At 69.2% G+C, this 21,824-nt stretch carries 25 protein-coding genes and 2 riboswitches; of the genes, 9 read left to right on the forward strand and 16 right to left on the reverse strand.

Annotation, left to right across the window (positions count from 1 at the left end; all coding sequences use genetic code 11):
• Window positions 1-12 precede the first annotated feature (12 nt).
• Window positions 13-708 carry a phosphatidylserine decarboxylase gene (locus V1227_RS25740; protein ID WP_329788041.1) on the forward strand — a complete coding sequence of 232 codons (696 nt, stop codon included), beginning with the start codon at window positions 13-15 and terminating at the stop codon, window positions 706-708.
• Complete coding sequence (gene pssA / locus V1227_RS25745; protein WP_442916363.1) at window positions 708-1,676, forward strand: CDP-diacylglycerol--serine O-phosphatidyltransferase; 969 nt, start codon at window positions 708-710, stop codon at window positions 1,674-1,676. Before V1227_RS25740 ends, pssA begins: the two co-directional genes overlap by 1 nt.
• Window positions 1,677-1,873: 197 nt before the next feature.
• Here the strand turns inward: pssA and V1227_RS25750 are convergent, their stop codons facing one another.
• The 5 genes from V1227_RS25750 to V1227_RS25765 all read right to left on the reverse strand — a co-directional run bounded on the left by V1227_RS25750 (window position 1,874) and on the right by V1227_RS25765 (window position 5,214).
• Window positions 1,874-2,329 (reverse strand): SUKH-3 domain-containing protein, encoded by a 456-nt coding sequence (locus tag V1227_RS25750; protein WP_329788042.1) that lies wholly within the window; start codon window positions 2,327-2,329, stop codon window positions 1,874-1,876.
• Window positions 2,330-2,339: 10 nt separating this feature from the next.
• Window positions 2,340-2,753 (reverse strand): YwqJ-related putative deaminase, encoded by a 414-nt coding sequence (locus tag V1227_RS40705; RefSeq protein WP_442916549.1) that lies wholly within the window; start codon window positions 2,751-2,753, stop codon window positions 2,340-2,342.
• Window positions 2,747-3,088, reverse strand: coding sequence for an RHS repeat-associated core domain-containing protein (locus V1227_RS25755; RefSeq protein ID WP_329788043.1), 342 nt, complete (start codon window positions 3,086-3,088; stop codon window positions 2,747-2,749). The genes V1227_RS40705 and V1227_RS25755 overlap by 7 nt, the downstream gene beginning before the upstream one ends.
• A gap of 31 nt (window positions 3,089-3,119) precedes the next feature.
• Complete coding sequence (locus tag V1227_RS25760) at window positions 3,120-3,281, reverse strand: hypothetical protein (RefSeq protein WP_329788044.1); 162 nt, start codon at window positions 3,279-3,281, stop codon at window positions 3,120-3,122.
• Window positions 3,282-3,585: 304 nt separating this feature from the next.
• Window positions 3,586-5,214, reverse strand: a complete 1,629-nt coding sequence (locus tag V1227_RS25765) for a LamG domain-containing protein (RefSeq protein WP_329788045.1) — start codon at window positions 5,212-5,214, stop codon at window positions 3,586-3,588.
• A gap of 214 nt (window positions 5,215-5,428) precedes the next feature.
• Here V1227_RS25765 and V1227_RS25770 point away from each other — a divergent pair, with 214 nt between their 5' ends.
• Window positions 5,429-7,582 carry an AAA family ATPase gene (locus V1227_RS25770; protein ID WP_329788046.1) on the forward strand — a complete coding sequence of 718 codons (2,154 nt, stop codon included), beginning with the start codon at window positions 5,429-5,431 and terminating at the stop codon, window positions 7,580-7,582.
• A 1,464-nt stretch (window positions 7,583-9,046) separates the two neighbouring features.
• On the opposite strand, the gene V1227_RS25775 is transcribed toward V1227_RS25770, so the two are convergent.
• The 5 genes from V1227_RS25775 to V1227_RS25795 all read right to left on the reverse strand — a co-directional run bounded on the left by V1227_RS25775 (window position 9,047) and on the right by V1227_RS25795 (window position 12,026).
• A complete protein-coding gene (locus tag V1227_RS25775; protein WP_329788047.1) occupies window positions 9,047-9,478 on the reverse strand; it encodes a hypothetical protein in 432 nt (143 codons plus the stop codon).
• A gap of 72 nt (window positions 9,479-9,550) precedes the next feature.
• The gene (locus tag V1227_RS25780) at window positions 9,551-9,994 is read right to left on the reverse strand and encodes a hypothetical protein (protein ID WP_329788048.1); all 444 of its coding nucleotides are present in this window, start codon (window positions 9,992-9,994) and stop codon (window positions 9,551-9,553) included.
• Between the two features lie 487 nt (window positions 9,995-10,481).
• Window positions 10,482-10,682, reverse strand: a complete 201-nt coding sequence (locus V1227_RS25785; RefSeq protein ID WP_329788049.1) for a hypothetical protein — start codon at window positions 10,680-10,682, stop codon at window positions 10,482-10,484.
• Window positions 10,683-11,124: 442 nt separating this feature from the next.
• Complete coding sequence (locus V1227_RS25790) at window positions 11,125-11,748, reverse strand: LytR C-terminal domain-containing protein (RefSeq protein WP_236220654.1); 624 nt, start codon at window positions 11,746-11,748, stop codon at window positions 11,125-11,127.
• Window positions 11,748-12,026 carry a DUF3263 domain-containing protein gene (locus V1227_RS25795; protein ID WP_329788050.1) on the reverse strand — a complete coding sequence of 93 codons (279 nt, stop codon included), beginning with the start codon at window positions 12,024-12,026 and terminating at the stop codon, window positions 11,748-11,750. The genes V1227_RS25790 and V1227_RS25795 overlap by 1 nt, the downstream gene beginning before the upstream one ends.
• Before the next feature lie 108 nt (window positions 12,027-12,134).
• On the opposite strand from V1227_RS25795, the gene V1227_RS25800 reads away from it, so the two are divergent.
• Window positions 12,135-12,719 carry a peptide deformylase gene (locus V1227_RS25800; RefSeq protein ID WP_329788051.1) on the forward strand — a complete coding sequence of 195 codons (585 nt, stop codon included), beginning with the start codon at window positions 12,135-12,137 and terminating at the stop codon, window positions 12,717-12,719.
• Here the strand turns inward: V1227_RS25800 and V1227_RS25805 are convergent.
• Window positions 12,716-13,660 carry an aldo/keto reductase gene (locus V1227_RS25805; protein ID WP_329788052.1) on the reverse strand — a complete coding sequence of 315 codons (945 nt, stop codon included), beginning with the start codon at window positions 13,658-13,660 and terminating at the stop codon, window positions 12,716-12,718. The genes V1227_RS25800 and V1227_RS25805 overlap by 4 nt on opposite strands.
• A gap of 71 nt (window positions 13,661-13,731) precedes the next feature.
• Between V1227_RS25805 and V1227_RS25810 the strand changes: the two genes are divergently transcribed.
• The 3 genes from V1227_RS25810 to thiD all read left to right on the forward strand — a co-directional run bounded on the left by V1227_RS25810 (window position 13,732) and on the right by thiD (window position 17,627).
• Entirely contained in the window at window positions 13,732-14,334 is a 603-nt protein-coding gene (locus V1227_RS25810) for a LysE family translocator (RefSeq protein WP_329788053.1), read from the forward strand.
• 711 nt (window positions 14,335-15,045) lie between these two features.
• Window positions 15,046-15,170: riboswitch (TPP riboswitch) on the forward strand.
• On the forward strand, window positions 15,160-16,815 hold the full coding sequence (thiC, locus tag V1227_RS25815; protein WP_236220659.1) for a phosphomethylpyrimidine synthase ThiC: 1,656 nt from the start codon (window positions 15,160-15,162) through the stop codon (window positions 16,813-16,815). (Overlaps the previous riboswitch by 11 nt.)
• Complete coding sequence (thiD, locus tag V1227_RS25820) at window positions 16,812-17,627, forward strand: bifunctional hydroxymethylpyrimidine kinase/phosphomethylpyrimidine kinase (RefSeq protein WP_329788054.1); 816 nt, start codon at window positions 16,812-16,814, stop codon at window positions 17,625-17,627. The genes thiC and thiD overlap by 4 nt, the downstream gene beginning before the upstream one ends.
• Here the strand turns inward: thiD and V1227_RS25825 are convergent.
• A complete protein-coding gene (locus V1227_RS25825) occupies window positions 17,570-18,115 on the reverse strand; it encodes a TetR/AcrR family transcriptional regulator (protein ID WP_329788055.1) in 546 nt (181 codons plus the stop codon). The genes thiD and V1227_RS25825 overlap by 58 nt on opposite strands.
• A 58-nt stretch (window positions 18,116-18,173) precedes the next feature.
• Here V1227_RS25825 and V1227_RS25830 point away from each other — a divergent pair, with 58 nt between their 5' ends.
• Complete coding sequence (locus V1227_RS25830) at window positions 18,174-18,596, forward strand: SRPBCC domain-containing protein (RefSeq protein WP_329788056.1); 423 nt, start codon at window positions 18,174-18,176, stop codon at window positions 18,594-18,596.
• A gap of 9 nt (window positions 18,597-18,605) precedes the next feature.
• Here the strand turns inward: V1227_RS25830 and V1227_RS25835 are convergent, their stop codons facing one another.
• The 4 genes from V1227_RS25835 to V1227_RS25850 form a co-directional block, all read right to left on the reverse strand.
• A complete protein-coding gene (locus tag V1227_RS25835; protein ID WP_236220661.1) occupies window positions 18,606-19,049 on the reverse strand; it encodes a MarR family winged helix-turn-helix transcriptional regulator in 444 nt (147 codons plus the stop codon).
• 76 nt (window positions 19,050-19,125) lie between these two features.
• A complete protein-coding gene (locus V1227_RS25840) occupies window positions 19,126-19,881 on the reverse strand; it encodes a thiazole synthase (RefSeq protein ID WP_329788057.1) in 756 nt (251 codons plus the stop codon).
• A 1-nt stretch (window position 19,882) separates the two neighbouring features.
• On the reverse strand, window positions 19,883-20,083 hold the full coding sequence (gene thiS, locus V1227_RS25845) for a sulfur carrier protein ThiS (RefSeq protein WP_090097465.1): 201 nt from the start codon (window positions 20,081-20,083) through the stop codon (window positions 19,883-19,885).
• Complete coding sequence (locus V1227_RS25850) at window positions 20,080-21,036, reverse strand: FAD-dependent oxidoreductase (protein WP_442916364.1); 957 nt, start codon at window positions 21,034-21,036, stop codon at window positions 20,080-20,082. Before V1227_RS25850 ends, thiS begins: the two co-directional genes overlap by 4 nt.
• A riboswitch (TPP riboswitch) is annotated at window positions 21,031-21,142 on the reverse strand. Its footprint overlaps the gene before it by 6 nt.
• A 26-nt stretch (window positions 21,143-21,168) precedes the next feature.
• Here V1227_RS25850 and thiE point away from each other — a divergent pair.
• Window positions 21,169-21,807: a thiamine phosphate synthase gene (thiE, locus tag V1227_RS25855; RefSeq protein WP_329788058.1), complete on the forward strand. Its 639-nt coding sequence runs from the start codon at window positions 21,169-21,171 to the stop codon at window positions 21,805-21,807.
• Window positions 21,808-21,824: the final 17 nt, after the last annotated feature.

The following is a 21,824-nucleotide window of genomic DNA, read 5'->3' on the forward strand; positions in this document are numbered from 1 at the left end:
CCCACAGACACGATGAGCAGCGAGAAGCCCGTCTCCCACTTCCTCGAACTCGCGCGCGGCATGGTGCCGCCGATGCACCCGGCAGGGCGCCCGTTCGTCGCCGGTGCGGCGATCGCGACCCTCCTCGTCCGGCTGCGCTTCAAGCGCCTGGGCGTCGTCCTCGCCCTGGTCACGGCGTGGGTGGCGTGGTTCTTCCGCGAGCCGAAGCGCGTGACGCCGACCCGTCCGAACCTCGCCGTGGCCCCGGCCGACGGCACCGTCTCGCACGTGGTCGACGCCGTCCCGCCGGCCGAGCTCGGCCTGGGCTCGCAGCCGATGACGCGCGTCAGCGTGTTCCTCTCGGTCTTCGACGTGCACGTCCAGCGCGTGCCCGCGGACGGCGAGGTCGTCCAGGTCTCGTACCACCCCGGCAAGTTCCTCTCGGCCGACCTCGACAAGGCCTCCGAGGAGAACGAGCGCAACACCGTGTGGCTGCGCACGGCCGACGGCCACGACCTCGTCGTCGTACAGATCGCCGGCCTGGTCGCCCGCCGCATCGTGTGCGAGGTCGCCGAGGGCGAGAAGGTCACCGCCGGCCAAACGTACGGCCTCATCCGCTTCGGTTCGCGCGTGGACCTCTACGTCCCGCGCGGCAGCCGTGTCCTGGTCGAGGCCGGCCAGCGCACGATCGGCGGCGAGACCGTTCTCGCCGAACTCCCGGAGGCCTGATGGCTCCCAGCGGGCCCGGCGTTCGCCTGCTGCCGAACGCGATCACGGTCCTCGCCATGTGCTCCGGCCTGTCCGCCGTGCACTTCGCGAACGTGGGCATGTGGGGCGCGGCCATCGCGTCGATCGCGGCGGCGGCCGTGTTCGACGGCCTCGACGGCCGCATCGCCCGCCTGCTGGACGCGACGTCGAAGATGGGCGCGGAGCTGGACTCGCTGGCCGACGCCATCTCGTTCGGCGTCGCGCCCGCCCTCGCGATCTACCTGTGGAAGTTCGAGGGCAACCGCGCCGGCTGGGTCATCGCACTGATCTTCGCGGTCTGCATGGTGGTCCGCCTGGCCCGCTTCAACACGTTGCTGGAGAAGGAACAGCCGCCGTTCGCGAAGGAGTTCTTCGTCGGCGTCCCCGCTCCGGCGGGCGGGCTGTTGCTGCTGCTGCCCCTGATCGTCGAGGAGCAGGTGCGGGCCGACGGCTGGTGGAACAACACGTACGTCGTGAGCGCCTGGACCGTCCTGGTCGCGATGCTGCTGGTGTCGCGCATCCCCACGCTGTCCGTGAAGACCGTGAAGGTGCCGCCGCGCGCGGTGGCACCGCTGCTGGTCGCCGTCGGCCTGCTGGCCGCCGCCATCATCACGTACCCGCTGGTGGCGCTGATCATCGCGATGGTCGTGTACCTCGCGCACCTGCCTTACTCGGTGCGCCGGTACCTGTGGCTGTCGAAGCACCCGGAGGCGTGGACCGTCACCGGGGCTGACCGTCGTGCGATCAAGCGGGCACACGGCGTCGCCGCTCGTCGGCTTGGGCTGCGTCAGCCTTTGCGCGGTCGTGTCGCCGGTGCGGCCATGCGTGCAGTGCGCCGGCCCCGGCGTGACGGTGCTGCTCCTACTGCGGTGGACAGCACGGTCCCTTCTGCCAACGGGCGTCGTCGTTCGTGGCGGCAGTTGGGCTTGAGGCGCCAGCCGAAGCGCTGATCGCTTTCGGAACAGACTGAGGGCCGGACACGACTGCCGTGTCCGGCCCTCAGCGTTGGAGTGTATTCGCAGCTCTTCGCAGAGGAAAGATCCGCTCATCGCCGAGCAGGAATGTGACCGAACACACTGACGCGTTCGGCCACATTCTTCAATTCATCGTCACCAAATTCGACCGCCTGAGTCCTGATTCTCGATTATCATCGGATCGGATAATGATCGTAAAGCGTTTCCGAATCGACACCGACAATAAGACCGTCCAAGCCGGCGAGACCACTTCCGATGTGTCCCAGCCAGTCGGCCACCAAATAGATGATCCCTGACTCGTCCATCCCCAGGAAACACCTCCCGCCATCGAGCTCGCCGATCGGGACCAATGACACTCCGATCAACTTGCCCCATCCAACAAATCTTCCCTCTTCTCCGTCACATAGTGAGGGATCTATCTCGAATGACTCCCGCGCGGACGAGATACCGGTGCCCCCATGCGCGAATCTCAAGCCGCCGAACTCAGCCAAGAAATTCTCGGCAGCTTTGTGCATAGTGATTCCGGCATCTTTTAGCTGGACCCGCCAGTGTGAGATATCGACTCGTCGACCAGGCTTCCATCCCGACGAAAGAAGCGCTGTTTTCGCTGTGTCGGAGAGGTCACTCATCGCTTTCCCGTCATGTCAGCCAGTTTATCCCGAAATGTTCGACGAGGCGCTGACAGCTGCCACATGGCTGCGCGTTCCCGCCGTGCTTTTCATGGGTCACACTCTTCCTGATCGTCACTCCCGCCCCAGTGGATCCGACAGGGCTCTCGCCGCTGAAGAGCGCCTGAGAAAGGCACACGACCAACCCGCACTGCCCGTGTCCTCGGCCACGATCTCCGTGGGAAACAGTGTTGAGAACAGCCTGGACAGCCGGATGCACCTGAACCCTCCCTTGGCGGACGCTCGTGCTGGCGATGATCCTCCCACTCGGCAACTGAATCGCTTCCGCGACCACGGGTCTCGCCTCATCCGGACGGATAGAAGATGCGGTATCAGCGACTGATTTAGCACCTGAAATGGCGTCACCGCAGTTGTGCGTCAGCACCGAGGCGGTGTCCAAGAGTGCGCTGCGTGGGCCTTCTGGCGCTTCTTCGCGGCTTGCGGGAAGGCCTGCGCGAGTCCGGCTTCCTCATGCGGCGGAGGGTCGCCGATGATCGTTCCGCCGCCCCGCATGTCGATGCCCCAGGTGTGGCCGTCGTTGCCGGTACCACCCTCGAGATACATGCTCGACGGGTCGGAAAACGTGACGGAGTTGTTGTTGCTGTACGAGTACCCGTTGACCTCCTGCGGGTTCGCCGTGTTCATGATCGGGTCGTCCGACAGGAACCGCCCCGTCGCCGGGTCATACTCGCGAGCCCCGAGATGCGTCAGACCGGACACGTCCCGTGTGCCACCGACGAACCCCTTGTCGTCAGGCCAAGATCCGCCCGTTGGAGCCGCGGGCCTTGCCGAACGGGTCGAGGTACTGGCGCTGGTACGTCAGGTCGCCCGCCTTCACCGACACTGTGGGCGTGCCCTGGTGGTTGCCCACCTCGTACGACAGGCGGCTGGCGGAGTTCGCAGGGCCACCCACATTGCCGATAGGAGATCGACGGGTGTTGCCCGTGATCTTGCAGTGGGTGGTGTTGTCGGCCTTACCGCAGCCGAACTCGTCGATCGCGGTACCGAAGGGGCCGGTTGTTGCAGATGCGGGCGGTGCGCCGACCACGGCGTGACGTCGCTACTCCGTCGGCCGCGGACAGCTCGGTGCCCAGCGCCAACGGGCGCCGTCGTTCGTGGCGGCAGTTGGGGCTCCGGCGCCAGCCGAAGCAGTGAGCTGAAACCCGAACGGGCCGGGCACGTCGATCGTGCCCGGCCCGTTCGCTCTTCCACGTCGATCAGGTGCGGACGGCCTGCGCCAGGATCTGCTCCTGCGAGAGCACTCCGGCGTAGACGCGCACGTCGTCGATCCCGCCCTTCCAGAACGAGCCGGCGGCGGTACTCGGCGAGAGCCTCCCGAACTCCACCACGGCCCCGGTCTCCGCGGAGCCACCCGAGGTGAACGGGACCTTCGTGACGTACACGCCGCTGAAGTAGAGCCGGACCTCGGCATTGGCCTTGTCGTGCACGGCCGTCAGGTAGGTCCACTCCTGCAGCTCGACGCCGTACCTGGTCTCGACGGTGGTGCCGCCGACCACGAACTCCCAGGTCTTCGAGGTTCCGCCGTACCTCAGGTCGAGCAGCGAGGTGCCGTTGTGCACCAGGCTCACGACCGTGCGGTCCTTGTCCTCGTGCGTGGCGGTGTCCAGCCGGGCCCACGCGGAGATCGAGAAGGAGCGGTCCGTGCGGATCCCCGGCGCCGGGCCCGAGACGTGGGCCTCGCCGTCCTGCTCCTGACCTGCCTCGTCCGGCCCGTTGAACCTCAACGACGTGTCGTCACGGTCGAGCTCCCAGCCGGTCTTGCCGTTGAGTGGCGCGACCGCGCCGGTGACCTCGTCCTGGGTGCCGCCACCGGTGCCTTCGTTGAACCGGTAGTGGGCGCGAAGGCCGACCTGCCCGGCCAGCTTCTTGACCTCGGCCTCGTTCACCGTTCGCGCGTACACCTTGACCTCGTCGACCGCGCCGGGCGCACCGCCGACCTCCACGCCGTTCCACCGGTGCCGTCCCACCAGCAGCTGCGACGCCTGCCAGCCCTCCACCCCGGTGACCTGGCCCTGCCCGACGCCGTCGACGTAGAGGCTGAGGGTCCGGGTCGTGACCTCGTAGGTGCCGGCCAGGTGCGTCCAGACGCCGGTCTCCGCCAGGGCCTGCGAGTGGGCCACCCGCACCGCGGTCCTGTCCGCGGTCGTCATCCCGAACGCCCAGCGCCCCACCGCGGCGTCGTAGTAGAGGCCGGCGCTGAACGCGGTGCCGTCCGCGGTGGCGACGACGGCGCGGTCGGCGCTGCCGTCGTCCACCTTCACCCACGCGGACAGGCTGAAGTTCTTCGACGTGTCGGCCAGGACCGGACCGCTGAGGTGGTCCTGCGGGTCACCCAGCGCGGCACCCCTGCCCGAGTAGCCGGTCGAGGCCAGGTCCGGACTTCCGTGGGGCATCAAGGCGTTGGCGCCGTTGGCGTCCGTCAGCGTGCCGTCCAACCGCCAGTGCGCCGCGGGGTGCCCGCCCGCGAGCACGTAGAACCCGTACGACGGGACCTGGGAGTAGCCCTCCCGCGTCACCGCGGCGACGAAGATCTCGTGCTGACCCGAGACGCGCGGCGTCCACCGGATCGTCGCCTTGCCGTCGGCGTCGGCGAGGACCTCCTTGTCGAGGAAGCCCGCGTCGTTGGTGAACGAGTAGACGTACTTCAGCACGTCGTAGTCCGCGTCCAGCTCGAACGCGCCCGCCACCCCGACACCACCACCCGGCTGCGACGGCGGGTACTGCTGGGAATGCACCCGAGGCGCGGGCGCGGGCTCGGCCGCGGCGTGCGCGACAGGTGCCGAGAGACCGGCCGAGACGGCCAGTGCGAGAGCGAACGCGGCCATGCGAAAGCCGCGCGCCGGTTGATGGCGCATGAGCGGTGATCCCCCAGGTGTTGTCACGACCGGGCCTCCGGCCCGATCACGGCCACCGTAGCGTTCCGGCCTGCCTCGTCGGGAAGACTCCGTTCAGGGCAACCACGGGCCGCCGCGGATGCTCGTTCCCGGCTGCCCGTTCTCCGGGGAACGCGGGAGCCGGGGAGGAACTAGAGTCGTCTTCGTGATCACGCTGACGGCTCGCCTGTCCCCGTCCGCACTGGACACCCGGCGCGGTGTCGTCCGCCTCCACCCCGAGGTGCTCGACGCGCTGGGCCTGCGCGCCTGGGACGCGGTGAAGCTGACCGGTGCGCGGGTGAGCGCCGCGCTGGCCGCCTCCGGCGAGCAGCCGCCCGGCGTGGTCCTGGTCGACGACGTCACGCTCACGAACCTCGGCGTGGTCGAGGGTTCCGAGATCGTCGTCGCGCCGGTGCGGGTGGCGCCGGCCCGTTCGATCACCGTCGCGGGTTCGCGCCTCGCCACCACCGCGCTGACGCCGGAGCACGTGCGCCTGGCGTTGACGGGCAAGGTCATCACCGTCGGCGACAACGTCTCGCTGCTCCCCCAGGACCTCGCGCCGCCGCCCGGCACCAACGTCTCCGAGACGCGCCGCAAGCTGTCCAACGCCATCGGCATGACGTGGACCAACGAGCTCATCACCATCACCTCGACCGACCCGGCGGGCCCGGTGGCCGTGCAGCCGTCGAGCGTCGTCGGCTGGCGCTCGGCCTCGGCCCCCGCCGCCGAGGTGACGCCGGTGGTCGTGCAGGAGAAGCACGAGGCGCTCCCCGTCGCCGACCTGGTGGGCCAGCGCGAACAGGCCCGCCGGCTGACCGAGTGGCTGGAGCTGATGTTCCGCCAGCCCGAGCTCCTCACGAGGCTGGGCGCCTCCGCCCGCCTCGCCGCGATGATCAGCGGTCCCGAAGGCGTCGGCAAGGCGACGCTGGTCCGCGCGGTGGCCCGTTCCGTGGACGCCACGGTGGTCGAGCTCGCCTGCCCGAGCATCGCCGTCCTGGAACCGGGTGCCATGGCGAAGCAGCTCGGCGACGCGATCGCGGGCGTCCCCGAACAGCCCACGGTCCTGCTCCTGACCGACATCGACGCCCTGCTGCCCACCGCACCCCCGCCGGTCGCGACCGTCGTCCTCGACATCCTGCGCACGGCGATCTCCCGCCCGAACCTCGCCCTGGTCGTCACCTCGGCCCGCGCGGAGTCGGTCGACGCCCGCCTGCGAGCCCCGGACCTGGTGGACCGCGAACTGGCGCTGCCCCTCCCGGACGCGGCGGGCCGGACCGAACTGCTGAGGGTCCTGCTCCGCGAGGTCCCCCTGGAGTCCGATGTGGACTTCGGCGAGGTGGCCGCCCGCACCCCGGGCTTCGTGGCGGCGGACCTCTGCGCCCTGCGCCGCGAGGCAGCCGTCCGGGCCGCCCTGCGCCAACGCGAGGTGGCGGAACCCCGCGTGGGCCAGGAAGACCTGCTGGGCGCCCTCAACACGGTCCGCCCGATCTCGATGTCCGCCTCGGACACCGTCCAGACCGGAGGCCTGAGCCTCGAGGACGTGGGCGACATGGTCGAGGTCAAGCAAGCCCTCACCGAAGCGGCCCTCTGGCCCCTGCGCTACCCGGACTCCTTCGCCCGCCTGGGAGTCGACCCCCCGCGAGGCGTCCTGCTCTACGGCCCACCGGGATGCGGCAAGACGTTCCTGGTCCGCGCCCTGGCAGGCTCGGGCCAGCTCAACGTCCTGACCGTCAAGGGCGCGGAACTGATGGACAAGTTCGTCGGCGAGTCGGAACGAGCGGTCCGCGAACTCTTCCGCCGGGCAGCCGACGCCGCCCCCGCCCTCGTCTTCCTGGACGAGGTGGACGCCCTGGCCCCACGCCGAGGTCAGTCGTCGGACTCGGGCGTGGCGGACAGGGTGGTAGCCGCCCTCCTGACCGAGCTGGACGGCGTGGAACCCCTGCGCGACGTGGTCGTGATCGCCGCGACGAACCGCCCGGAACTGATCGACCCGGCCCTGCTCCGCCCGGGCCGCCTGGAACGCCTCGTCTACGTCCCACCACCGGACGCGGACGCCAGGACGGAAATCCTGAAAGCCGCCTCCCGCAACACCCCGCTGGCAGCGGACGTGGACCTCCACACCCTCGCCACCGAGCTGGAGATGTACTCGGCAGCGGACTGCGCGGCCCTGGTCCGCGAGGCAGCGCTGACCGCGATGCGCGAGTCCCTGGACGCGGCCGAGGTGACCGGGACCCACCTGGCCAAGGCTCGCGAGGTGGTGCGCCCGTCACTGGACCCGATGCAGCTGGCATCGCTGGCGATGTACGCGACGGGCCGCTGAGAGAACAGCAGGTACGCGAAGCCAAGAGCAAGGGCATGCTCGCTCCGTGACCCAACCGACGCGCTTTGTGCGGCAAAGACGGCGTGCTGCTCACGCGAAAAAACTTGCTATGCAAAAGATTCCGCGACAAGCAGTGTCTACAATGGAGACTTACAATAAAAAATTCTTGCTACGCAATACTTTCTGAGACATCTACTTTGGATACGTTGCCACGCAACGAAAGGTCCGTTTGAGTCTCGCCGCACTACGCGCTGGCGGCGACTACTCTACTTGCCGCACAAAGGAAATGCTGCGTTCTATATTGCGGTACGCGCGTAATCGAATTGCTGTTCCTGTTGTTCCGCAAAGGGAACACGCCGAAAAGGCGCCCCGGTTGAGGTGCCCTGTGATCGTCGTGGCATGGGCTGCGCTGCGCGCTGCCCGGTGGACGTGCTCCGCGACGCCCTGCCGCAGGCCTGCGCACGGCTCCGCCTGCACGCGGCGACGAGGACCAAGCGCTCCCCCAGATCTCCCTGAACCAGTTCTGAACAGCCGACGCACGGAGTCCGGTACTACCGGAATAACGGACTCCCGCGCGAACCCGTGCGGAACCGTCCCCCAGGCGCCCGCTCCGCGCGGCTGCCACCAGGACCAGGGCGTTCCTCCAGGCACGAGCGCCAGGCGCTCACGACCCGACAGCAGCCCTCACCAGGCAAGACACGAACTCCGGAACTACCGGACTCCCACACTCCGGCCGACCATCACCGACAATGCACCACACACTCAAACAGCCCGAAACGTCCTGACCAGCACCGACACCACAGCCGGCGACACGAACTCCACGGCGGCCCACCCGCACCAAACCCCAACAGCCATCGGGACAATCCCAGCCGATGGGGTTGTCCCGATGGCTGTTGGTCCACCAAGACGACGGGCAGCCCGCAGAAGCGCCGGCCGAACCACCTCAGCCCCGAGCAGGCCGGGCGAGCAGCCGCGGCACTCCACCGTGCATCCCGCCGGACACACCCACTAGTGGGACTGTCCAGCAAAACGCACCACAACCACCAGCCGAACACACCCCTCAACGCCCCTACAACCCCGACCAGCACCAACACCACGCCTGGCACGCCCAAGACCACACTCTGACCGGCCGCACCGCACACGGCGTCCGCACCCTCCGCCCCGCTCCACGCCGCCGTCGGTCCTGACCGCTAGTCGATTCTCTGATGCAGAAAACGCTCCAGTTGCTGCTCAGGCCTCGTCACCCTGACGGGGGCGCCTACGACTCGCCGGGACGATCTACTTGGAGGTTATCCTTAGCGGCGTCTGCTGGCTGCTCTGGCGCCGTGGCGGAGCTGAGACACTCCTTGCCCTCTGCACCATCCGACGTACCCGCTTCACCGGAAGCATGGCCAGCGCAACTCGGCCCGCGCAGCGTCCATGAAGGTCATCCACACCATTGGTGCCGAGGCCGGCCTCCTAGGATCATCGGCGCCGGCGGCGGGTCGCCGCATCGAACAGCGCCACAAGATCATCGATCTCAGCGCCCCAGGCTGGTGGCTCGTTCAGATCGCTGCAGCATGGCGGCTTTGTCCGCCTGCCGGCGGGCACGGAGAGGCCGAGCGATTCATACAGGCGCGTGTAGACGTCGATCTCGGGGTCCTGGTCGTCGTGCGGGCCCACCAGGAGCACGACGGCTTCTTCGGAGGACTCGAACGCCACCACAGCCCTCAAAGGCCCGCGGATGTGCCTCACGCACAGGCGGTCTACGACGTCGCCAGTAAGGCGGTAGTCCAGTGCGGCACATCCACGGCGCCTGAGGTCTTCGAGCCAGCTGGCGAAGGCTGAACCGTCCTTGCTGCGCAGCAAGTCGATCTGTGCCTTGGCCAGCTTCGTTGCGCGTACTTCGACTGCCACCGACACAGCCTGCCAGCCCGGAAAGCGATGGCATCAAACGACCCTCCATGAGGGTCTCGCTCTGCTGTCAGGTCAGAGCTTGACGGTCTCGCCGCGCTTCCACTGCCCGATGCTCTCCTGCAAATCCTCGCGCTCCATCAGGATGCGATCTTGCAAGCGGTACCACACCTGATTCATCAGCTCGTTCGGCTGAGTTCCTCTTGCCCGCAGCTTGCGAGCCAGGTGCATCACGGTGTGCAGCCGGAGCGGATCGACGTGGGCGACGGAGTTTCGCTCGTGCTCCGCTTTGAGGAGGACGCCTTCCTCTGCCCAGGTCCGGACAGTGTGAGGGCTGAGGTCCAGCAAGAGGGCCGCAATCGACACCCGTATCGGACCGAGACTGTTGAGCAGCGATCCAATCGCCTGCTCAAGCTTGGCCATGTCCTCCTCCGACGAAGGGTTGGCGACCTCCTCGATTGCCTCCACAGCAGCGAAACGGTTGAGCACTTCAGCGCGTTCGCGCTCGATGACAGACATGTGCACCTCCTCGGTTCTCCCGCTCGCAGGCGGTCGTTCCGTTTCCCAGAATAGGGGGTGTTTTCGTAAACGCACAGCTCAGTAGGGTGTACATCACTAGGCCAAAAGAGTGATTCTGGCGCAACGAGCGCGAGGACCAAGCGCTCATGACGCGACACAGCAGCACCGACCACACAACGCCTCCCGAACCACCAGATTCCCACACCCAGACAAACCAATCACCGACGAAGCTCTGCACCTTGAGCTAGGCTCGAAACCCTTTGAACAGCATCGACGCTAACGTCGACGTGTGGAACCCGCAGTTCAATACATGGACCAATCCTAGTTGCCGCCGGTCAGCGCTCCGTGCAGCGTGGCTTCTGTTCCGCGGCTACCAGCACCAGGTTGCAGTTGCTCAAACGCCCTCAGAGCTCTTGAGCGGTCGGGGCAGCACGGGTCACACTTGCACGCCGTCATGAGCCGCCAGAAGACCCACCAGGCGTCTTCCTTACGCGCTTTGATCGGCCTTCGTCGCCTTGAGGTTCGCTGCGATCGCGGCGCGTGCCTGCTCTGCTGTCAGCTTCTCGCCGCTCCGCTCCTGGTCGACGTCGACCACGGCCGGAGCCGGGGCGAGCGTCGCCGGTCGACGGGGCCGGAGCTGCGGAGCGGGCAGCCGGTCCGGTGCGAGTGCTCCGCGCAGGTACGGCACCGGGCGCCACCCTCGTTGGGCGCCTTGACGCGGTTGACCGCGGCATGGAGGTGCCGCTTGAGCTCCAGCAGCGTCAGGCCCGGTCCCGCCGTGGCTTCGTCCACGAGCCGGGCCAGCAACTTCATGTCCGCTTCAGACGGTCGTGAATGGAGCCCGTAGTTCAGCTCCAGGACGAAGTCCTGGGCTGCCTGGCTCGGTTCGAGCGGAGCGTCATCGCTCGCTCGTCTCGATTGATCTTTGAAAGAAACTACTTCCTTATGGGCTACCAGGTTTCTGGTAGTTGGCACGACCTGCGGAAACGGGTTCCGGGAAGCCCTTGCTTTGCCTTTGGTTTTTCGCTGGCCCCCGCCGGTGGGGTATCCCTTCACGAGTCGCGCCACAGCTCTCGCTGCATTCAGCTCCTAGTGCGGCTTGGGACGGGACACCCACCAACGCGACACCGTCACTTGTTCTTGGAAGCACCCTGGAAGTCGTTGGTCACGATCAGGATGATCCCCGCGGCAGCGGACTGGATCCCGTCGAACCGGGGCTCCACCCGAGCCCGCAACAACCCGGCCAGCTCCCGGGCGGAAGCCTCTTCGTCGGTCCCGGGCCGGAAGTACACGGTCGTGGTCGGGATGGTCCCGGACGAGTAGTTGCCGGTCTCCGCGACAGTCCACCCGTTGGCCCTGACCTCGTCGGAGGCCTTCGAAGCCAGCCCGGTCACGGTCGAGTTGTTGTAGACCCGGACCGGCACCTTCGCCACCCCGGGCTGGGTGACCGGAGGCGGCGGCACCGCGGAGGTCGCGGGTGACGACGTCGTCGCGGCCGGGGGGGCCGACGACGGTGTCGAGGCCGGCGCGGAGGACGCGGGTGTCGACGCGGGCGGCTGCTCGGAAGCGGTCGGCCCGCTGGAGGTCGCCGCGGGCGGCGCGGACGAGGTCCCCTCGGCGGCCGGAGGCGCGTCGGAGTCACCGCCGAACAGGCTGATGACACCGATCACCAACGCCACGGCGGCGACGCCGAGCAGGGCGAAGCCGGCGGCCTTGGCCGGACGGGACGGGCTTGCGGACTCGGGGGAGGTCATCAGTCCTCGGTGCTCCTGGCGCGTGCGCGAACCCTCTGACGGCCTGTCCGCACGCCGCGCAACCGCTTCACCAGCATCGGGTCGGCCGCCAGGGCGGCTTCTTTCTCAACGAGGTCGTTGAGCAGCTGGTAGTACCGAGTCGCCGACATGTCGAACAGTTCCCTGATGGCCTGTTCCTTGGACCCCGAGTACTTCCACCACTGGCGCTCGAACGCGAGCATCGTGCGTTCGCGGCTGGTCAGCCCGTCAGCGGAGGTGAGCGTCTCGGCGTGATCCATCTGGCTCCCCACGGTCGCCACACCATCTCAGGTGCGGGCAATTCAATCACGTGATCGTTCCAACCTACCGCGCGACACCGACAGTTTTGGACGGCTTAAAGTTCAGCCATGGCCGTCCACCGCATCCGCATCGCCGGCGACCCCGTGCTCCACAACCCGACGCGCGAGGTCACCGAGTTCGACACCGAGCTGAAAACCCTCGTCGACGACATGTTCGAGACGATGGCGGCGGCTCGCGGAGTGGGGCTCGCGGCCAACCAGATCGGCGTCGACCTGCGGGTGTTCGTCTACGACTGCCCGGACGACGAGGGCGTGCAGCACCGCGGTGTGATCTGCAACCCCGTGCTCGAGACCGACGGGATCCCGGAGACCATGCCGGACCCCGACGACGACTTCGAGGGCTGCCTGAGCGTGCCCGGCGAGGCGTACCCGACCGGACGCGCCCGATGGGCGAAGGTGACCGGCGTGGGCCTCGACGGCCAGCCGTTCGAGGTCGAGGGCACCGGCTTCTTCGCCCGCTGCCTGCAGCACGAGACGGACCACCTGAACGGCTACCTCTACACCGACCGCCTCGTCGGCCGGTACAAGAAGGAGGCCAAGCGGATGCTGCGCGACAACGAGTGGGGCGTGCCGGGCCTCTCGTGGGACCCGGCAGACCCCGCGAACTTCGACGACGACGACGACGAGGACTAGGACCGGGGCCGGAGCACCGACTCCACCTGCGCCAGCTCGTCCGCCGTCAACGCACCGAACGCCAGCGCGCCCGCGTTCTCCTCGACCTGCTCCACCGTCCGCACGCCCGGGATCGGGACCAGCCGGGGAGAACGCGCCCAGAACCACGCCAGCGCGCCCTGCACCAGCGTCCGCCCGCCCGAGGTCAGCACGTCGCGCACGGCCTCCCGCGCCCGGAAGTACTCCGGTGACGGCTTCCCGTCGACGAAGAACCGCAGCCAGGCCGGGTTCGTGACGCGCACGTCGTCCTCGGGCAGCGCGGTGAACGTCTCCCGCGCCAGCAGCCCCATCGCGAGCGGGCGCCGGCACAGCACCGCGAAGTCGCCCGCGTACATCTCCGGGTTGTCGAACAGCACGTTGATGTCGGCCTGCGCGGCGATGCCGTGCTCGCCCTCGCAGAAGAACCGCGCCCGCTCGACGTCGTCCGTGCTCCACCCGTAGGCGCGGATCTTGCCCGCGGCGACCAGCGCCTCGCACTCAGCCCTCAGCAGCGCGGCCTCCTCCAGCGCCAGGTCGCCGACGTGCAGCTGGTACAGGTCGATCCGATCGGTGCCCAGCCGCCGCAGCGACCCCTCGACGGCGCGGCGCAGGTACTCGACGGACCCCTCGTTGCTGGTCATCCTGCGCGTCGCGGCGTCGAAGCCGCAGCCCCACTTCGTGGCGATCAGCACCTGGTCACGCATGCCCGCAAACGCTTGCCCGACGAGCGTCTCCGCGTGCCCGCAGCCGTAGACGTCCGCCGTGTCGAACAGCGTCACACCGAGCTCCACCGCGCGCCGCAGCGCCTTCACCGACTGGCCGTCGTCGGACGGACCCCAGCCGACCTGGGCGCCGTCCGGGCCGAGGAACGGCCCACCCATCGCCCACGTGCCGAATCCCAGCTTCCCCAGTTCCAAGGTCATGGGGACACCGAACATCCTGGAGCGCGCTCCAGGTCAAGAAAGAAGTTGCGGCCACCGGCGACCATCGGGGCATGCCCCTCGACAACATCGTCGCCTTCGTCGCGGCCTCGTTCCTCATCGCGCTGTCGCCAGGACCCGGCACGGCCATGGTCCTGCGACAGTCGGTGCACGGGCGAAAAGCCGCGCTGGCGACGGTGTTCGGCATGGAGGTCGGCGTCGCCTGCTGGGCCGTCGCCGCGGCGCTGGGCGTGTCCGTGCTGCTCACGGCGTCCGAGATCGCCTACCACGGGCTGCGGATCGCCGGAGCGGTCTTCCTGGTCTACCTGGGCGTGAAGGCCCTGATCAGCAGGAGCCTGCCGGGCGCCGCACCCCCGCCCGCGAGCCGCGCGTTCCGCAGCGGCCTGGTCGTGAACCTCGCCAACCCGAAGCTCGGCGTGTTCGCGATCTCGTTCCTACCGCAGTTCGTGCCTGCCGGGGAGGCCGGCCAGGGGGTTCTGCTCCCCCTCGCCGCCGGGTGGGTCCTGATCGACACCGTCTGGTACCTGCTCATCGTGGCGGTCCTGCACACCGTCCGCGGCTGGCTGGGCAGGCCCCGCGTCCGTCCCGCGCTCGAGAAGCTGTCGGGCTGCGTGCTGCTGGCGCTCGGAGTCCGGCTGGTACTCGACCCGCGTTGAGATCGGGTCACCGCCCCGGCGCCAGAAGAGCTCGGGCAGCCCGGCCAGCTCGGCGAAGGTGTGGCAGGCGGCCATCGACGCGTAGCCGCCGGCCAGCACGTGCGCCCGGATCCGGTCCAGCCGCCCGAACTCGACCACCTCACCGGCGATCAGGAACGGCAGCACCAGCTGCCAGGCCTGCACCACGGCCGGACGACGCCGGTGAGGTGCGCGCAGGGCCGCACGAGCCACGCGCAGGAGGTGCTCGTTCGCGCTCATCGTGCTCGGGTGGGCCGTGTGGTCCCAGCTCCAGCGGCGTTCCTCGGTGACCGCGCACCGCACGCACTCGACCGGCCCGGTGCCCAGCTCGGCACCGCAGCGCGAGCACGCGAGCAGCGTCATCGCCCAGTCCACGCACGTCCAGGGGTGCTGGCCGACGTCGGCGGAGGTCACCAGCTCGGCGAGCTCGCGGTCCGCGAGCTGCGACGACATCCGCAGCGCCTCCCAGTCGGCGAGCCAGAACTGGTCGAGCAGCTCCGCGCAGAAACCGCAGTCGGGGTAGCCGCGACCCGCGAGCTCACCGCAGGAAGGGCATGCCGAGACGACGGCGGGGCGCTGACCGCGACGCGCGCCGGGCGGGAACGGCTGATGATCCGCCACGCGAGAAGATTAGGGGCAAACCACGCCCTTGGCAGCTGCGGCGCGCTCTGACTATGGTCGGTTCTCGACAACTCAACACAACGCGGGAGCTCGCGCCTGAGCGGGCTGAGAGGGTGACTGGCCGTCGTGCCGGTGTCACCGACCGCCTGAACCTGACCGGGTAATGCCGGCGTAGGGAGGAATGTCGTGACGGCACTTGACGACCGTTCGGTCAAGCCCAGTGTGACCACCGGCCCGATCTCGGGCTCGCGCAAGGTGTACCGCGAGGTGTCCCCGGACATCCGCGTGCCCTACCGCAGGGTGGAGCTGACCAACGGCGAGCATGTCGATCTCTACGACACTTCCGGTCCGTATACCGACGACAACGCGACCATCGACGTCCACAGTGGACTACCCGACCTGAGGTCGGGGTGGGTCGCCGCACGCGAACCGATCGGCGGGGCCGTCAGCCAGCTCGCGTACGCGAAGGCCGGGATCATCACCCCGGAGATGCGCTACATCGCCGCGCGGGAGAACCTCGACGCCGAGTTCGTGCGGGACGAGGTGGCCATCGGACGTGCGGTGATCCCGTTGAACCGCAAGCACCCCGAGGCCGAGCCGATGATCATCGGCAAGAAGTTCCTCGTGAAGATCAACGCCAACATCGGCAACTCCGCGGTGTCGTCGTCGATCGAGGACGAGGTCGAGAAGATGGTGTGGGCGACCCGCTGGGGCGCCGACACGATCATGGACCTGTCCACCGGCAAGCGGATCCACGAGACGCGCGAGTGGATCCTGCGCAACTCCCCCGTCCCGGTCGGCACCGTGCCGATCTACCAGGCGCTGGAGAAGGTCAACGGCGATCCGGAGAAGCTGTCGTGGGAGGTCTACCGCGACACGGTGGTCGAGCAGTGCGAGCAGGGCGTCGACTACATGACCGTGCACGCGGGCGTGCTGCTGCGGTACGTGCCGCTGACGGCCAAGCGCGTCACGGGCATCGTCTCGCGCGGCGGGTCGATCATGGCCGCGTGGTGCCTCGCGCACCACAAGGAGAGCTTCCTCTACACGCACTTCGAGGAGCTGTGCGACATCCTGCGCACCTACGACGTGACGTTCTCGCTGGGTGACGGGCTGCGGCCCGGCTCCATCGCGGACGCCAACGACGAGGCGCAGTTCGCGGAGCTGCGGACGCTGGGCGAGCTGACGCACATCGCGCGCGCCAAGGACGTCCAGGTGATGATCGAGGGCCCCGGCCACGTGCCGATGCACAAGATCGCCGAGAACGTCCGGCTGGAGGAGGAGTGGTGCGGCGAGGCGCCGTTCTACACCCTCGGGCCGCTGGCCACGGACATCGCGCCGGCGTACGACCACATCACGTCCGCGATCGGCGCGGCGCAGATCGGCTGGCTCGGCACCGCGATGCTCTGCTACGTCACGCCGAAGGAGCACCTCGGCCTGCCGAACCGCGACGACGTGAAGACCGGCGTGATCACGTACAAGATCGCCGCGCACTCCGCCGACCTCGCGAAGGGCCACCCCGGTGCCCAGGACTGGGACGACGCGCTGTCGAAGGCGCGCTTCGAGTTCCGCTGGGAGGACCAGTTCAACCTGTCGCTCGACCCGGACACCGCGCGCTCGTTCCACGACGAGACGCTCCCCGCGGAGCCGGCGAAGACGGCGCACTTCTGCTCGATGTGCGGGCCGAAGTTCTGCTCCATGAAGATCACGCAGGACGTGCGGCGCTACGCCGAGGAACGCGGGCTGTCCACTGTGGAGGCGATCGAGGCGGGCATGGCGGAGAAGTCCGGCGAGTTCGCCGACACGGGCGGCAAGGTCTACCTCCCGGTCGTGGAGACTTCGTGACGCGCACACCACCCAGGGCCCTCACCATCGCCGGAAGCGACTCCGGCGGTGGTGCGGGCATCCAGGCCGACCTCCGCACGCTCTTCGCGTGCGGGGTGCACGGCTGCGTCGCGCTGACAGCGGTGACGGTCCAGAACTCGCTGGGCGTCACGGGGGTCTCCGAGATCCCGGCCGACGTCGTGGCGGCGCAGGTCGTCTCGGTGGCCGAGGACATCGGCGTGCAGGCCGCGAAGACCGGCATGCTGGCGTCGGCGCGGATCATCGAGGCCGTGGCACCGGCGCTGGACCGCGTCGGCATCGGCTCGGGGAAGGTCCCGTTCGTCGTCGACCCGGTCTCGGCGTCCATGCACGGCAACCAGCTCTTGGCCGACAACGCCCTGGACGCGTTGCGCGGCCTGATGTTCCCGCGCGCGACGCTCGTGACGCCGAACCTCGACGAGGTGCGGCTGATCACCGGCATCGAGGTGCGGGACCGCGAGGACCAACGCGTGGCGGCGAAGGCGTTGCACGCCCTGGGCCCGGAGTGGGTGCTGGTGAAGGGCGGCCACATGTGGGACGACCCGGAGTGCCTCGACCTGCTCTACGACGGCAGCGAGTTCATCGAGCTGCCCGGTCCGCGCTACGACACCGGGAACACGCACGGCAGCGGCGACACGCTCGCGTCGTCGATCAGTGCCGCGCTCGCCCACGGCGCCTCGGTGCCGGAGGCGGTGCGCTTCGGCAAGGACTTCATCACGAGGTCCGTCGAGACCGCCTACCCGCTGGGTGCCGGTGTCGGGCCGGTGTCCCCGTTCTGGAAGCTCGACAGGTAGCGGGCGTACATCGCCCTCAGGTCGGTGGTCTCGGGGTCGAGCAGCCAGACCGTCAACGCGCCTTCCAGGAACGCGACCAGCTCCACCGCGGCCGCTTCGCCGAGCACTCGGGCGAAGTGGCCGCGCAGCAGGCGGTTGCGAGCCCGGAACCGGTGCGTGATCTCGTCGCCGCGCGCCAGGTGCTCGGCCTGCAGCACGATGTGCAGCGTCGCCAACCCCTTGTGCGCCATCGTGTACTCGGCGTCGGCGAGCAACGCCTCGACCAGGTCGCCGCCGGTGACGCGCGCGGCCGCCCGTGCGTCGAACTCGTCCAGGACCGCCTTGAGCAGGTTCTCCTTGGACCCGAAGTGGTGGATCACCGCCGACGGCGTGACGCCGGCCTTCTTGGCGATGGCCGCGACCCCGGTGCCCGCGTACCCGTTGGCACCGAACAGTTCTATTGCGGCGTCAACGATCTCGCGGCGTCGCTCGACGCCGCGCTGCTGCACCTGCCCCTTGATCCCGGCGATGGGAAAAGACTAGCGGGCGTCATTATGCTGAACGACCATGCAGGAAAATGAGGTCAGGGCAGAGCTGGTCATCCCCGCGCCGATCGACGACGTGTGGCGGGTGCTGGTGGACTTCGGCGGCTACGCCCGCTGGAACCCGGTCATGGAGTACACGGAGGTGGATGGCGTGCGCACGAAGGTGAAGGCGGCCAAGGGCACGCCGTTCGAGCGCGACTTCGAGGGAGAGCTGGTCTCCGTCGAGCCGCACACCGTCGCGTCCCAGGGCGGCGATCCGGAGACGTTCCTCGGTCGCCACCGCTGGGAGCTCAGCGAGGTGGAGGGCGGCACCCGGCTGGTGAACGCGGAGAGCTTCACCGGCACGATGGCCGCGGACGTGCTGGCGCAGACCCGCGAGGTGCTGGTCGCGGAGTTCGACGCCTTCAACCAGGCGCTGCGGCGGGTCTGCACCGCCGGGCGCTGAGCGGCGGTGCTACTTCGGCTCTTCGCCGACCAGGGTTTCCAGCGCGTCCAGGGCGTTCACCAGAGCGGCGACGTGCTCCGGTGTCAGCTGCTCGATCCGGCGCTGCAGTTCGCGCACCCGCGCGGACCGCACGCCGGACACCATCGTCTCGCCCTCGGGCGTGGGGGTGGCGAGCCACGCGCGGCCGTCCTGCGGATCGGGTTCGCGCTTGACGTACCCGGCCTCGACCAGCGCGGCGACGATGCGGGACAGCGTCGGGGGCGCCACGCCCTCCTTGTTCGCCAGGTCGCCGAGGCGCATGGGGCCGCACCGGGCGAGCGTGGCCAGTGCGGAGACCGCACCGGGGCCGAGTCCGGGGGAACCGGTGCGTCGCAGCAACCGGGCCAGCCGGCCGATCGCCAGGTACAGACGCGCGGTCGCGTCCTCGACCTCGGCGTCAATGGGGGCCGTCACGGCTTGTCGTCCTCCTCGGCGGGATTTCAGGTAGTGCTCAATCATCCCCCAACACGTGAGTACCCACGGTAGCGACTCAGAGACCCGGCGAAGACGCTTGGGCCCAAAAGCGCCGCGGAATCCTTCCGGCCAACCGCGCCAGACGTCCGCCCTCGACCGCACAACGCATGGCGGCGCCCATGCGTTCCGGGTCCTGAGCACGGGTGACGGCCGTCGCCAGCAGCACCGCCGAGCAGCCGAGCTCCATCGCGAGCGCCGCGTCGGACGCCGTGCCGATGCCCGCGTCGAGAACGACCGGAACACCGGCGCGCGTGGTGATCAGCTCGATGTTGTGCGGGTTGCGGATGCCGAGACCCGTTCCGATGGGCGAGCCCAGCGGCATGACCGCGGCGCAGCCGACGTCCTCCAGCTTGCGCGCCAGCACCGGGTCGTCGTTGGTGTACGGCAGGACGACGAAGCCGTCGGCCACCAGCCGCTCGGCGGCGTCCAGCAGCTCGACCGGGTCCGGCAGCAGGGTCTCCTCGTCGTGGACGACCTCGAGCTTGACCCAGTTCGTCTCCAGCGCCTCCCGCGCGAGCTGCGCGGTCAGCACGGCCTCCGCGGACGTGCGGCAGCCCGCGGTGTTGGGCAGCACCTCGATCCCCAGGCGCCGCAACAGCTCCAGCACACCGGTCCGGCCCGCCGCGTCGACCCGGCGCATCGCCACGGTCGTCAGCTCGGTGCCGGACGCGACGAGCGCCCGTTCCAGCACCGAGAGGTTCGCGGCACCGCCGGTGCCGGTGATGAGCCTCGACCGGAACTCCCGGCCCGCGATGATCAGCGGATCGTCCACGTCAGCCTCCCTGGACCGCGGTCAGCACCTCGACCACGCCGCCGTCCGGCACGATCGTGGAGCCCCACAACGCCTTCGGCACCACGGCGCCGTCGAGCGCCACGGCCACGCCCTTCTCGGGCGCCCCCACCAACGCGACGACCGCGGCCACCGACGTGCCGTCGGCCAAGTCGCGGGAGGTCCCGTTCACCTGTGCCTTCACGAACTTCCTCCCTGCAGGAGCTGGACCACGAGCCGAGCGGTGTGCGGAGCGAGCAGCAGTCCGTTGCGGTGGTGACCCGTCGCGGCGATGACACCGGGTTCGAGCCAGCGCACGACCGGCACGTTGTCCGGGCTGCCCGCGCGGAATCCCACGGCGGCCTCGGCGAGCGCGTACCCGGCGATGCCCGGCAGCACGGTTTCCGCGTCCCGCAACAGGTCCCGCACACCCGCGACGGACACGTCGGTGTCGAACCCGGCCTCGTACTGGGTCGCGCCGACGACCAGCCCGTCGTCGCGCGGCACCAGGTAGACCGGCCGTCCGGAGACGAGCGCGCGGATGGTGTGCCGAGGGGGCGGCAACGCGCCGGGACGGTGCGTGAGCCGCAGGATCTCGCCCTTGACCGGCCGGATCACGTCCTCGAGCGCGGGGTGCAGCTCGCCGCTCCACGCCCCGGCGGCGATCACCGAGACCCGTCCCTCCACATCGGACACGACACCGGCGTCCAGGCACGCCCTGCGCAGCGCGGAGAGCAGCAGGCGGTTGTCGACGGCGAGGTCGCCGGACGCGAACACGCCACCGCGCACCGCCGGTCCCAGCGAGGGTTCGAGGGCGCGGACCTCCCGCGAGGTCAGCACCTGCCCCGCGTGCCGCAGGTCGGCGAGGTCGCCCGGTTGCGTGCCGACCGCCAGCGTCCCGGCGGTGAACAGCGGGACACCGATCGACGAGGCGAACCCCGGCCACATCGCGAGGGCCTCGACCCCCTGCGCCACCACGGCTTCCTCACCCGGCCACGCCTCCGTGAGAGGCGCCAGCATGCCGCCCGCGACCCGGGAACCCGCGTGCGGCGAACCGAGGTCGGACACGGAGACGGAGAACCCGGCCCGTGCCGCGGCGAGGGCCACGGACAGACCGATGACACCGCCACCCCGGACGGCCACTTCCACACTGCTCAAGGCATTCACGCTCCCTGCGCCGGCATGACCCGGATCAGGTTCGACGGTCGGAGCGAACCACGCTCCCTCTCAGCCCGGTGTTCTCCAGGCTCCCGTGCGGACCGACTTCAACATAACGGTTAACGTGCGTGCGTGCCAGGACTCGACGGAAACCTGATCAGGCAACGACTCGCCGACGCGACGCTCTACCTCTGCACACCGGACCGGCCGGACCTGGCCGAGTTCGCGGACGCGGTCCTCGCGGGCGGCGTCGACATCATCCAGCTGCGGGACAAGTCACTGGAGGCGAAGCAGGAGATCGAGGCGCTCGAGGTCCTCGCCGAGGCCACCGAGCGCCACGGGAAGCTGCTCGCCGTCAACGACCGCGCGGACATCGCCCACGCGGTCGGCGCCGACGTGCTGCACCTGGGCCAGGACGACCTGCCCGTCCCGCTCGCCCGCCGGATCGTCGGCGACGAGGTGGTGATCGGCCGGTCCACCCACGACGTGGGCCAGATGACCGCGGCCGCCGCGGAGCCCGGCGTGGACTACTTCTGCACCGGACCGTGCTGGCCGACCCCCACCAAGCCGGGCCGTCCGGCGCCGGGGCTCGACCTCGTCCGCGCCACGAGGACCGACCGGCCGTGGTTCGCGATCGGCGGCATCGACCTCGCCAACCTCGCCGAGGTGAAGGCCGCGGGCGCCACCAGGGTCGTCGTCGTCCGGGCCATCACCGACGCCGAGGACCCGCGCAAGGCGGCCGAGTCGTTCAAATTCGAACTTGATCGTTGAAATTTGAACAAACGGCG

This window comes from Lentzea sp. DG1S-22 (assembly GCF_036321065.1).
Taxonomy (GTDB): domain Bacteria; phylum Actinomycetota; class Actinomycetes; order Mycobacteriales; family Pseudonocardiaceae; genus Lentzea; species Lentzea jiangxiensis.